Origin of the sequence: Micromonospora sp. CPCC 206171, assembly GCF_036906755.1 — a bacterium.
Lineage (GTDB): Bacteria > Actinomycetota > Actinomycetes > Mycobacteriales > Micromonosporaceae > Micromonospora > Micromonospora purpureochromogenes.
Map to the genome: position 1 here is coordinate 43,732 of NZ_JBAKHT010000011.1, position 11,468 is coordinate 55,199.

General features: G+C 73.9%; 14 protein-coding genes. 9 read left to right on the forward strand and 5 right to left on the reverse strand.

Features of this window, described 5'->3' with window-relative positions:
- Nucleotides 1-151 precede the first annotated feature (151 nt).
- On the forward strand, nucleotides 152-592 hold the full coding sequence (locus tag V6U89_RS15125) for an SRPBCC family protein (protein WP_334571668.1): 441 nt from the start codon (nucleotides 152-154) through the stop codon (nucleotides 590-592).
- Nucleotides 593-674: 82 nt separating this feature from the next.
- On the forward strand, nucleotides 675-1,442 hold the full coding sequence (locus V6U89_RS15130) for a polyprenol monophosphomannose synthase (RefSeq protein WP_334571669.1): 768 nt from the start codon (nucleotides 675-677) through the stop codon (nucleotides 1,440-1,442).
- 126 nt (nucleotides 1,443-1,568) lie between these two features.
- Here the strand turns inward: V6U89_RS15130 and V6U89_RS15135 are convergent, their stop codons facing one another.
- Nucleotides 1,569-3,173: a phytoene desaturase family protein gene (locus V6U89_RS15135; RefSeq protein WP_334571670.1), complete on the reverse strand. Its 1,605-nt coding sequence runs from the start codon at nucleotides 3,171-3,173 to the stop codon at nucleotides 1,569-1,571.
- A 72-nt stretch (nucleotides 3,174-3,245) separates the two neighbouring features.
- On the opposite strand from V6U89_RS15135, the gene V6U89_RS15140 reads away from it, so the two are divergent.
- The gene (locus V6U89_RS15140; protein WP_334571671.1) at nucleotides 3,246-4,679 is read left to right on the forward strand and encodes an aldehyde dehydrogenase family protein; all 1,434 of its coding nucleotides are present in this window, start codon (nucleotides 3,246-3,248) and stop codon (nucleotides 4,677-4,679) included.
- 60 nt (nucleotides 4,680-4,739) lie between these two features.
- Here V6U89_RS15140 and V6U89_RS15145 read toward each other — a convergent pair whose 3' ends face one another.
- Nucleotides 4,740-5,162 (reverse strand): ChaB family protein, encoded by a 423-nt coding sequence (locus tag V6U89_RS15145; protein WP_334571672.1) that lies wholly within the window; start codon nucleotides 5,160-5,162, stop codon nucleotides 4,740-4,742.
- 146 nt (nucleotides 5,163-5,308) lie between these two features.
- On the opposite strand from V6U89_RS15145, the gene V6U89_RS15150 reads away from it, so the two are divergent.
- The 4 genes from V6U89_RS15150 to V6U89_RS15165 all read left to right on the forward strand — a co-directional run bounded on the left by V6U89_RS15150 (nucleotide 5,309) and on the right by V6U89_RS15165 (nucleotide 7,657).
- Nucleotides 5,309-6,292, forward strand: coding sequence for a YihY/virulence factor BrkB family protein (locus V6U89_RS15150; protein ID WP_334571674.1), 984 nt, complete (start codon nucleotides 5,309-5,311; stop codon nucleotides 6,290-6,292).
- A 58-nt stretch (nucleotides 6,293-6,350) separates the two neighbouring features.
- On the forward strand, nucleotides 6,351-6,767 hold the full coding sequence (locus tag V6U89_RS15155) for a DUF2795 domain-containing protein (protein ID WP_154938983.1): 417 nt from the start codon (nucleotides 6,351-6,353) through the stop codon (nucleotides 6,765-6,767).
- Nucleotides 6,768-6,819: 52 nt separating this feature from the next.
- Nucleotides 6,820-7,281: an SRPBCC family protein gene (locus V6U89_RS15160; protein ID WP_334571675.1), complete on the forward strand. Its 462-nt coding sequence runs from the start codon at nucleotides 6,820-6,822 to the stop codon at nucleotides 7,279-7,281.
- Nucleotides 7,282-7,396: 115 nt separating this feature from the next.
- Complete coding sequence (locus tag V6U89_RS15165; RefSeq protein ID WP_334571873.1) at nucleotides 7,397-7,657, forward strand: hypothetical protein; 261 nt, start codon at nucleotides 7,397-7,399, stop codon at nucleotides 7,655-7,657.
- 48 nt (nucleotides 7,658-7,705) lie between these two features.
- Here the strand turns inward: V6U89_RS15165 and V6U89_RS15170 are convergent, their stop codons facing one another.
- Nucleotides 7,706-8,920: an MFS transporter gene (locus V6U89_RS15170; protein WP_334571676.1), complete on the reverse strand. Its 1,215-nt coding sequence runs from the start codon at nucleotides 8,918-8,920 to the stop codon at nucleotides 7,706-7,708.
- Between the two features lie 162 nt (nucleotides 8,921-9,082).
- On the opposite strand from V6U89_RS15170, the gene V6U89_RS15175 reads away from it, so the two are divergent.
- Nucleotides 9,083-9,295: a hypothetical protein gene (locus tag V6U89_RS15175; RefSeq protein ID WP_334571677.1), complete on the forward strand. Its 213-nt coding sequence runs from the start codon at nucleotides 9,083-9,085 to the stop codon at nucleotides 9,293-9,295.
- A 64-nt stretch (nucleotides 9,296-9,359) separates the two neighbouring features.
- Here the strand turns inward: V6U89_RS15175 and V6U89_RS15180 are convergent, their stop codons facing one another.
- Nucleotides 9,360-9,821, reverse strand: coding sequence for a hypothetical protein (locus V6U89_RS15180; protein WP_334571678.1), 462 nt, complete (start codon nucleotides 9,819-9,821; stop codon nucleotides 9,360-9,362).
- 166 nt (nucleotides 9,822-9,987) lie between these two features.
- Between V6U89_RS15180 and V6U89_RS15185 the strand changes: the two genes are divergently transcribed.
- Nucleotides 9,988-10,356, forward strand: a complete 369-nt coding sequence (locus tag V6U89_RS15185; RefSeq protein WP_334571679.1) for a DUF6401 family natural product biosynthesis protein — start codon at nucleotides 9,988-9,990, stop codon at nucleotides 10,354-10,356.
- A 68-nt stretch (nucleotides 10,357-10,424) separates the two neighbouring features.
- Here the strand turns inward: V6U89_RS15185 and V6U89_RS15190 are convergent, their stop codons facing one another.
- Complete coding sequence (locus V6U89_RS15190; protein ID WP_334571680.1) at nucleotides 10,425-11,300, reverse strand: mechanosensitive ion channel family protein; 876 nt, start codon at nucleotides 11,298-11,300, stop codon at nucleotides 10,425-10,427.
- Between the last annotated feature and the right edge of the window lie 168 nt (nucleotides 11,301-11,468).

An 11,468-nucleotide genomic window follows, 5' to 3' on the forward strand; every position in this document is an offset into this window, starting at 1 on the left:
ACCCGGCGGTACGGCTCGTCGCCGTCCGGCCGCGCAGCGGTCGCCGACCCGGCCTTACCCGTCGCCCCGGAGAAGCTAACGCCCGGTCCGACTCAACGGTTAGCCCCGGTCACCGGCGGGGTACTGGACGCCAGTGGCGATTGTGGAGAAAGTGATCGACGCTCCCCCGCAGCAGGTGTTCGACGTGCTGGCGGACGGGTGGACGTACAGCGACTGGGTGGTCGGGACCGTGCACGTGCGGGACGTCGACGACAGCTGGCCGCGGGTGGGCAGCCAACTGCACCACAAGGCCGGGCCGTGGCCGCTCTCGTTGCAGGACTCCTCGACCGTGCTGGCCTGCGAGCCGCCGCACAAGATGGTCATCAAGGCCGGGCTCTGGCCGGCGGGTGAGGCGATCGTGGTGTTCACCCTGGAACCGGTCGGCGCCGACGCCACCCGGGTGCGGATCGGCGAGGACTTCGCCGCCGGGCCGCTGCGCTGGATCCGCAACAAGCTCAACGACCTGGTCCTGCACCAGCGCAACAAGGAGACCCTGCGGCGGCTCTCCGACATCGCCACCCGTCAGAAGGCGGACGAGGCCGCGGAGAGCTGAGGGGCGGGGAGCCTCGACGGGGCCCGACGGGGCACTGGCTACCCTTTGGGGGAAAACCGTCGGCAACCAGAGGATGTCCGTCATGATCGAACCCGTGGAGCTGCCCTCGCCCTGGCGGGAAGCACGCCTGACCGTCGTGGTCCCCACCTACAACGAGGCGGGCAACCTCCCGGTGCTGGTCGAGCGGCTCCTTGCCCTGCCGCTGCCCGGCCTCAAGGTGCTGGTGGCGGACGACAACTCCCCGGACGGCACCGGCGAGGTGGCCGACAAGCTGGCCATCGAGCACCCCGACCGGATCCAGGTCGTGCACCGGGCCGGCAAGGAGGGCCTAGGCCGGGCGTACGTCGACGGGATCGGCCGGGCGCTCGACGGCGGCGCCGACTACGTGGCGCAGATGGACGCCGACCTGTCCCACCCGCCGGAGGCGCTGCCCGGCATGCTCGGCGCGCTGCTCTCCACCCAGGCCGGCGTGGTGATCGGCTCCCGGTACGTGCCCGGTGGCGAACTGGACGAGAACTGGCCGCTGTACCGCCGCGCGCTCAGCGGCTGGGCGAATCTCTACGTGCACACCCTGCTGCGGGTGCGGATCCGCGACCTCACCGCCGGCTTCAAGATCTGGCAGGCGGACGCGCTGCGCGACATCGGCCTGGAGCGGGTGCAGTCCAACGGGTACAGCTTCCAGGTCGAGATGCACTACCTCGCCACCAAGCTGGGGCACACCATCCTGGAGGTGCCGATCCGCTTCGAGGAGCGCCGCGACGGCGACTCGAAGATGACCACCGCCACCAAGGTGGAGAGCGCGCTGATGCCGTTCAAGCTGCGTACCCGGCACCGCAACCTGGAGCGCTGATCCACCCGGCGCACCCGGACCGCCACGCGGCGTGACGGGTGCGGCGGACACGTCGTGCGCGACCTGTCCGAGGGGCATGCGAATGCCGCTCGGGCAGGTCGCTTGTCTCCGGAAAGCCGCGCCGGGTCAGCGGTAGACCGCGCGGTGGGCGGCGCCGATCGCCCGGGCGTACAGGCCGCCGGTGAGGGCGCGGTTGCGGCTCAGCGCCGCCTCCGCCGCGTTCGCGCCCGGGGCGCCGTGCACCCCGCCGCCGGGGTTTGCCGAGGCGCTGGCCAGGTAGAGCCGGTCGACCGGGGTGTCCGGCCGGCCCAGGCCGGGCACCGGGCGCAGGAAGAGCTGCTGGTACGCGGCGGCCGTGCCGCCACCCACCGCGCCGCCGACCAGGCTCGGGTTGCGCTCCTCCAGGTCGGCGGGGCCGGCCACGAAGCGGCCCCGGACGAGCCCCTTGAAGCCGGGGGCGTGGCGCTCCAGCACCGCCTCCATCCGGTCCACGTGTGCGGCCACGTCCTCGGCCCGCCAGTCCCGCCGGAACGGCACGTGGGTGTACGACCAGAGCGACTCCGTGCCGGCCGGTGACCGGGTCGCGTCGGCGGTGGTCATCTGGCCGACCAGCAGGAACGGGTCCTCCGGCAGCTGCCCGCAGGCCAGGTCCGCCGCGTAGCGGGTGAGCCCGTCGACATCCGTGGCCAGGTGCACGGTGCCCGCCCCGGCGACCTGCGGGTTGGTCCACGGCATCGGCCCGTCCAGCGCCCAGTCGACCTTGACCGTCGACCCGTCCCAGCGAAAGTGGTCGAGGTCCTCGACCAGCCGGGGCGGCAGCCAGGCCGCGCCGACCAGGTCCAGGTAGAGCGCCGGCGCGGGCACGTCGGCAAGCACCGCCCGACGGGCCCGCCAGGTGGCGCCGCCCTCGATCCGTACGCCCATCGCCCGGCCCCGGGCGATGAGCACCCGGTCCACCCGGGCGGAGTAGGTGATCCGGCCGCCCTTGGCGATCAGCCGCGCCACCAGCGCGTCGGTGATCCGCTGCGCGCCGCCCACCGGCACCGGCCAGCCGACCTCCTGACCGAGCATGGCGAGCAGCCAGCCGTAGATGCCCGAGCCGGCGTCGTCGGGCGACAGGTCGGTGTGCAGGGCGCAACTGGCCATCAGCGCGGGCGCGCCCTCGCCCCGGAACACCTCGCGGCCGAACTGCCGGCTCGGCAGCACCAGCCGGCGGGCCAGCCGCAGCGCCCCGGCGGTGCGCAGCCGGCCCAGCAGCTCCAGCCCGTCGCGGACCGGCGGGAAGGGGGTGAACAGCGCGTTCACCAGGGGACGGGAGATCGCCCGCCAGTCGTCGTACGTGTCGAGCCAGCGCTGCCCGTCGCCGGGCGCGAACGCCTCCATCGACGCGGCGCTGCGGTCGGGGTCGCGGTTCAGCACCGCCGCCCGGCCGTCCGGCAGCACGTGCGCCAGCACGTCGGGGGCGTGCGTCCAGGCCAGCCCGTACGCGTCGAGGCGCAGCCGGCGCAGCACCGGCGAGGCGTACCCGAGGGGGTAGAAGGAGCTGTAGAGGTCGCTCAGGTAGCCGGGGGCGGTCACCTCGGCCGAGCGGACCGCCCCGCCGGGGGCGCCGGTGGCCTCCAGGACCAGCACGTCCCAACCGGCGTCGGCGAGCAGGTTGGCGGCCACCAGTCCGTTGTGCCCGGCGCCGATGACGACGGCGTCCGCGGTCTCGATGCCGGTCCCGGTCATCCGATCCGCCTACCCGGCCAGCAACCGGGCGAAACGCGTTTGCCTTGCCGGGACCGGGGCATCCACTGCCGCATGTACAGGGTTGAACAGCTCATCGGTGGAGTGTGGGGCGCGGGCGGCGCGGGCGGTGAACTGGTCGTGCACGATCCCGCGGACGGCACGCCGGTCAGCACCGTACCGGTGGCGACGGCGGACGAGGTGGCCAAGGCGGTCGAGGCGGCCCGGGGCGCGGCGGCGGATTGGGCGGCGACGGCCCCGGCGGAGCGGGCGGCGGCGCTGCACCGGGCCGCGGACGCGCTGGCCGCGGCGGCGGACGAACTGGCCGAGGCGACGACGGCGGAGATGGGCAAGCCACTCGCCGACGCCCGGGGCGGCGTGGAGGCGGGCATCGGCACGCTGCGACAGTACGCCGAGTTGGGCCCGGTGCGGGGCGGGCGGACGCTGCACGGCGGCGCGCACGCCATCGACTTCATGGCGCCGGAGCCGCGCGGGGTGGTCGCCGCGATCACCCCGTGGAACGACCCGGTGGCGGTCTCCTGCGGGCTGCTCGGCGCGGCCCTGGTGACCGGCAACGTGGTGCTGTACAAGCCGAGCGAGCGGACCCCGGCCACCGGCTGGCTGCTGGCCCGGATCCTCGACGGCGCGCTGCCGGCCGGGGTGCTGTCGCTGCTGACCGGCGGCGGCGAGGTGGGCGCGGCGCTGGCCGCGCAGGAGGTGGACGTGGTGGCCCACGTCGGCTCCACCGCCACCGGCCGGGCCATCGCGGCGGCCTGCGCCCGCACGCGCGCGAAGGCGCTGCTGGAGAACGGCGGCAGCGACCCGCTGATCGTCGACGCCGGAGTGGACCCGGTCTGGGCGGCCGGGCAGGCGGCGATCGGTTCGTTCGCCAACGCCGGCCAGATCTGCGTCGCGGTGGAGCGGATCTACGTGCACCGGGACGTGGCGGAGGACTTCGTCGACGCGCTGGTCGAGCGGGCGGAGGCGCTGCGGGTCGGCCCGGGCCGGGACCCGGCGACCGGGCTGGGCCCGCTGGTGGACCGGCGGCACCGCGACCACGTGCACGGCCAGGTGACCGCGGCGGTGGCCGAGGGGGCGACGCTGCGCACCGGGGGTGTGCTGCCGGAGGGGCCGGGGGCGTTCTACCCGGCGACGGTGGTCGCCGATTGCCGGCACGAGATGACGCTGGTCCGCGAGGAGACGTTCGGGCCGGTGGCGCCCGTGGTGGTGGTGGACTCGTTCAGCGAGGCGTTGCGCTGCGCCGCCGACTCCCCGTACGGGCTGGCCGGCACGGTGCTCACCGCCTCGATGAGCCACGCGCAGCGGGCCTGGCGGGAGCTGCCGGTGGGCACCGTCAAGGTGAACGCGGTGTTCGGCGGGGCGCCAGGCGGCGCCGCGCAGCCGCGCCGCGGCAGCGGCCAGGGGTTCGGGTACGGCCCGGAGCTGCTCGACGAGTTCAGCACGGTGAAGACGGTGCACCTGGAGGCCCCGGGCGGCGGCCACTGGTGAGCGGGAACGCGGGAGCCCGGGACCGCGCGGTCCCGGGCTCCCGTGCGTCGTACCCCCCGCTCAGCGACCGCCGCGGGCCTTGGACTTCTCGCGGGCCTCCGTGGTCTGCCGAAGGTTCGCCTTCTGGATCGCCTTGACCAGTTCCGGCTTGGTCATCCGGGACCGGCCGGGTACGTCCAGCTTCTTGGCCACCTCCATCAGGTGCTCCTTCTTGGCGTTGGCGTCCACGCCGCCCGCCGTGGGAGCCCGTCGGGCCGGTCCGCCACCCTGCGCCTGGCGGTCGCTGGGTCCCTTGCGTCCCTTCGGCTCCCAGTGGTCGCCGACCTTCTCGAACTCGTGCTTGACCGCGGCGAACGCGGTGCGGTGCGCCCGCTCGCCCTCGCCGTACGTCTCCACCGCCGAGTCGTGCGTCTTCTCCCAGGTGCGCTTCGCCTTGTCCGGGGAGCGCCGCAGCGTGCTGGGCAGTACCTCGCGCCCGGGCATCTCGTCCTCCTCCGCGTCGATGTCTGCGTATGGACGGTTCCCCGGGCCCTCATCGGCAAACTCACCCGCCGGGTTTGTCGATTTCCGGCACCGGGTACCGGCGGGGCCAGCGGGTGCGGGTGCGCCGGCGGAGACGGGAGCGGGAGATGGCAGCGACGACGGAGCCGACCGCGGTCGCCGGTGGCCGGGACGGCCTGCGGGTCCCCCGCCGGGTACGCCAGCTGAGCTGGTCCACCTGGCGCGGGGCGCTGGTGCGCAGCGGGCGCAACTTCGTCAAGGACAACTGCGCGGACTGGGCGGCGGCGCTGACCTACTACGGCGTACTCGCGCTCTTCCCCGCCACCGTGGTGGTGGTCGCCCTCGTCGGCCTGGTCTCCGACGGCGAGCGCACCGTCGACACGGTGCTGGGGCTGGCCCGCGACATCGGCGCCGGCTCCGTGGTCGCCAACGACGGTTTCGTGTCGGTGGTGCGCACCGTGGTCGACCAGCAGAGCGGGGCGAAGGTGCTGCTCAGCTTCGGTCTGCTCGGCGCGCTCTGGTCGGCGTCCGGGTTCATCGGCGCGTTCACCCGGGCCTCCAACGCGATCTACGGGGTCGAGGAGGGGCGGCCGTTCTACCGGTTGCGCCCGATGCAGATCGGCCTGGCGGCCGTGTCGCTGGTCCTGCTCGCCGTGGTGGCGCTCGGCCTGATCGTCAGCGGGCCGGTGACCGACGCGGTGGGCGACCTGCTGGGCGCCGGCGGGTTGGCCCGCACGGTGTGGAGCGTGGCCAAGTGGCCGGTGCTGGCGCTGGTGATGATGACGCTGCTGTCCCTGCTGTTCTGGATCGCCCCGAACGTCCGGCAGCCGAGGTTCCGCTGGCTGACCCCGGGCGGGGCGGTGGCCCTGCTCTCCTGGATCGTCGCCTCCGCCGGTTTCGGCCTGTACGTCGCGAACTTCGGCTCCTACGACGTGACGTACGGCAGCCTGGGCGCGGTCATCGCCTTCCTGGTCTGGCTCTACCTGTCCAACTGCGCGCTGATGTTCGGCGTGCAGATCAACGCCGAGCTGCAACGGGGCCGGGTGCTCCAGGCCGGGGCGGAGGATCCGGGCGAGCCGGTCCTGCCTCCGAAGGCCCCCGCCGATTCGTGACCGCGTGCCGGGTTCGGCGTTTCCCGGGGGCCGCCAGGGGTAGCACCACAGCATGGAACTGGAACGTGGCAGCAGCAAGCACGGACCGAGGCTCGACGAGCAGATGAGCCAGGAGGTCGCCGGCCTGGTCCAGGGTCCGGGCACCGGGGGCTCGCGCGCCGAGGAGTTCCGCGAGCCCGAGCCGGCCGGCGAGGACCAGCCGGGTGCCACCACGGCGCCGGCGGGTGAGCTGCGCAGCGGCGCCCCGAAGGGCATGAGCTCTCGGGACGTCGAGGACCGCAGCCGGCTCGGGCGGTTCATCACGATGACGGCCCTGCCGGGCGACCGCGAGAAGCTGATCGCCAACGCCCGCGAGAACCAGGCGCCCGCCGACCTCATCGAGGAGCTGGAGCGGCTGCCCGACGGTACGCGGTACCGCACCGTTTCCGAGGTGTGGGCCGCACTCGGTCACAAGAACGAGACGACCCGCTGGTGACCGGATCGGCCCACGATCCGATCGAACACCGGCGGCCAGAGGAGGAATCTTCATGAGCGGCGTTACCGAGCACGTGGACGTCTCCGTCCCGATCCGCACCGCGTACGACCAGTGGACCCAGTTCGAGGAGTTCCCCCACTTCATGGAGGGGGTGCAGGAGGTCCGGCAGCTGACGGACACGATGACCCACTGGACCGTCGAGATCGCCGGGGTCAAGCGTGAGTTCGACGCCGAGATCACCGAGCAACTCCCCGACGAGCGGGTGGCCTGGAAGTCGACCGGCGGCACCCAGCAGGCCGGCGTGGTCACCTTCCACCGGCTCGACGAGGGCAAGACGCGGGTCACCCTGCAGATGGACTTCGAGCCGCACGGCGTGGTGGAGAAGGCCGGCGACAAGCTGGGTGTGGTGGACCGGCGCGCCAAGGGCGACCTGGAGCGGTTCAAGCAGTTCATCGAGCGCCGCGGTCAGGAGACCGGCGCCTGGCGGGGCAAGGTGGACCGCCCGCAGCCGTGAGGCGTTCCCCCGGGTACTCACGCATCCGATGGCCGCCGGTGATCCGGCGGCCATCGCCGCGTCCGGGCCCGCCCGCCGGCCGTTTGCGATCATCCACCCCGGGTACGCCAAGGGGATGACGGAGAACGACGACAGGGTGTGGCGGGACGAGCAGAAGACCCCGCTGAGGGAACTGGACCGGGCGATCGCCCGGTCGACCATCGACGGGCAGGCCGACGACGTCACCGGCAACGACGCCGGCGAGGAGGCCGCCTTCGGGCACGGCCCCGAGGCGGTGGACCGGGGTGCCGGGGCGGCCGAGCGGCGGGAGATGACCGACTCGGAGCGCGCGTACCGGCCGTCGACGACCGGCCGGACCGGCCCCGACACCCTCTGAGCCACGAGACGCCCTCGGGCGGGACCCGCCCGGGGGCGGGCCCGTCCCTCAACCGGTGACGGCGGCCACCGACCGGCGCCCGGTAACGGCCACCGACCGGCGCTCGGCCATGGCGTGCAGGAGCAGCAGCAGCACCGAAAGCACCGTCAGCGCCGGCCCCAGCAACGCCACCGACGTGTGCCCGAACAGCACCCCGAGCCCGCCGGGGATCAGCGCCGCGCCGAGCCCGGCGGTCCCGATCTGGACGCCGATGGCGCGGTCCGCGTGCGCCGCGCCGACCCGCTCCGGGGTGGCGAGGGTGAGCAGCGGGTAGACCGGCGCGGCGGCGAAGCCCACCAGGACCAGGCCGGCCACCGCCACCCAGGCCGGAGCGGGCAGCGCGATCAGCAGGGCGCCGGCCGTCATGCCGAGCAGGCTGCCCCGCAGCACCCGACCGACGCCGAGGCGCTCGGCGACCACGCCCTGCACGACCCGCCCCACGAAGAGGCTCCCCCAGTAGCCGGAGACGCAGAGGCCGGCGGTGGTCGCCGACAGGTGGCGCCCCTCGGTGAGCAGCAGGAACGCCCAGAGCCCGGCGCTGATCTCAATCGCCACGTAGAGCATGAAGGCGAGCGCGCCCAGCCAGACCGCGGGCAGCCGCAGCGTCTCGCGTACCGGCACCGGCCCGGTGCCGGCCACGACGGGTACGGCCGGGTGCGCCGGCCGGCCCCGCCAGGCCCGTACGGTCAGCGCGAAGGCGGCGGCCAGGGCGAGCTGGGCCGCGGCGACGAGCCCGTAGCCCCAGCGCCAGCTCAGCCCGGCGCCGAGCGCGCCGGTCATGATCAGCGGGCCGAGCGCCACCCCGAGGCCGAAGCAGGCGTGCATCCAGGTCATGTGCCGAGGCCCGAACGCCCCGGCCGCGTACGCGTTGAGCCCGGAGTCGACGGCGCCCGAGCCGAGCCCGAGGACCAGCGCGCAGCCGATCATCAGGGCCAGCTCCGGCGTCGAGGCGTACCCGGTGAGCGCCAGGCTGGCCAGCACCGTGCTGCCGGCCAGCAGCCGACCGACGCCGAGTCGGGCGAGGGTGAAGCCGGCGAGCACGCTGGAGGTCAGATACCCGACGGTGCCCGCGGTGAGCACCAGCCCGACCGCCTCGGTCGGTACGCCGAGGTCCGCGCGGATCGACGGCCAGCCGACCCCGATCAGCCCGTCGGGCAGGCCGAGGCTGACGAAGGCGAGGTAGGCGAGCAGGAGCAGCGAGGCGCGGGGCGGGGTGACGGACACGGGGGGCCATCCTGCCGTATCCGCCGAGAACACCGACAGCCGGCGGCGGCTTCCTCCGAACCGGCAAAAAACAACGCCCGGACGGGCAGGAATGCGGACAGCCCATCCAGAATCGGCCGATCGGGTGACGGCAACCGGGGGGTGCCGCGTCAGACTTTCGGGATGCAACAGGGCTCCGGCATCCTCACCCCACGTCAGCGGCGTCTGGCCTGGCTCGGCTTCCTCCTCGCCGCGCTCCAGGCCCCGGTCTCGGCCAAGCTGGTCGCCGACGACTCCTGGCTGTTCAGCCTCTGCGTCGCGCTCATGGTGGCGACCGTCATCCTCGCCGACGACACCAGCCGTCGCCGGCCGGCCGACGCGCCGTCGGCCGACTGACACCCGGGTCGCTCCCCCGCGACGGGGGCAGGTGGGAAGCCTGACGCCTGACCTCCGGGCGCCCTCAGTTCCCGGGTGGGCCGGGCTCGGCGGGGCGGGCCTCGTGCCCGGGTCGGCCCCGGGTCCGCCGCCGTTCCTTCATCTCCGCCTCGTAGAGGTGGCGGCGGCCGTCCACCAGCTGGTCCCGGGCGGCGCGGTCCAGCTCGCGGAAGACCGCGTAGTAGTTGTCGTCGAAGTCCTCGACGATCTGGAACGTCCACCGACCGGCGATCACGTTGCGGCCGAGCAGCTCGGTGCGGACCCGCTCCGCGAGGTCCTCGTGGCCGGCGGCCCGCAACTGCGCGACCGCGTCGTCGAGCATCAGGTCGGCGTGCCCGATCAACTGGTGCAGCGAGTAGAGGTGCCCGCGCGCCCGCTCCACCGTCTCCAGCGCCTCGCTGAGCTTGCCCAGCGCGGCCACCGTCTCGTCGGTCACCCCGTCCGGCCGGCGGTGCTGCCGGTCCGGGCCGTCGTCGTGCTGTCCCATTCCGTCCCCCCAAGGTGCCGGCTGCGCCCGTTCGCGCGCGTTTCTCCTTCTGCCCGCCCTGCGCCGGGTCAATCCCGGCGGAGGAGGGCGGCCGACCGGAAGAGGACCCGGGACCGACCGAGCGGCCGAGGCCACCCGGGCCGCCGGGTGACTAACCTCGGTCCCCATGCGTCTGCCGTACTCCCAGGTCGCGACCCGGACCGCCGCGAACGCTGCGCGGTCCGCCCTCGCCCTGCTCAGCGCCTCGGTCGGCGCCTCCGGCCTCGCCGCGGCGGCCGCCAACCCCGGCCTGCTCGCGATGGTCGACCAGCACGCGGCCGCGGTACGCGACAGCCTCGACGGGGACCGGCGCCCGCTGACCCCGGCGGCGCTGGTCGGGTACGCCGACGGGCTCCGGGCGGCCGCGCTGGAGCACGGCCTGACCCCGCCCACCGGCGCCGTGGACTGGACCGAGCCGGACTGGCTGCGCATCCGCCTGCTGGCGGTCTGCGCGCTGGCCCGCACGCTCGACCCGCGCCACCTCGAAGCGGCCTGACCCGCTCCGGACACGACGGAGGGGCGTCCGCGCCACGCACGGACCCCCTCCACCGGTACGCCGCCGACTCAGGTCCCCGGACGGCGGAACTGCTGGGTCTCCTCGCCCACGTTGCCGGACTGGTACGTCCCCCGGCCCCCGGCCGCCGCCCTGGCCTCCTCGGCGCTCGCCATGGGTGCGACGCGCTCGCCGCCCCGGTCGGCCATCTGCCGGTTCATGTCGCCCCGCCCGGCCGTCTGGGCCTGGCGGTGCACCTGGATGGCTCGCGACTCCTCGGCCATCCGGTCCAGCCAGCGGTCCCAGCGGCTCTGCATCGGCTTCACCAGACCACCGCCGACGCCGACGATCAGGATGCCGGCCACCGTGGCGAGCACCGCGATCAGCACCGGCGTGGTCACCGTGGTGGCGACGCCCACCTGGTTCAGCGCGGCGATGATGCCGAGCGCCAGGATGAAGACCGCCGTCAGGTCGCCGAGGATCCGGCCGTACGAGAGGCCGCCCAGCGCGCCGGTGACCAGGTCCCGGACGGCGTTGGCGATCGCGGCCGCCACGACCACGATGACGATCGCCACGAACGCGCGCGGCAGCCAGGCCACGACGCCCCGGATCAGGTCACTGATCGCGTTGGGTCCCCAGACCCCGAAGGCGAACTGCAGGGTGAACAGCAGGACCGCGTAGTACGCGAGCTTCGCCAGGATGTCGCTCGCGTCGTACTTCGTGCGTTCCAGTGCCCGTTTGATGCCACCCCGTTCGACCGCCCGGTCGAACCCCACCCGTTCCAGTACCTTGTCCACGATCTTGAGTACCGCTCGGGCGATGATCCAGCCCACCACGAGGATCGCGATGAACGCGATCGCCCTCGGGATGAAGAGCAGCACCGACCTCCACATGTCGGCCACGGCGTCGCCGATGTCGGCCTGCCTGACCGCAAGGGTTTCCGGCATGATGTCCCTCCTGTCGCATGGACTGCGCCGGCCGGATACCCGGTCGCTCAGGGTGCACGCCGCGACACCCTGGATCAATTTCCCGACATGTCCCCCGAAAGGCCTCCTGACCTGCCCTAACATCACCGCTCCCGGACCCTCCGGCGCGATCGGGGGGCATGATCCAAA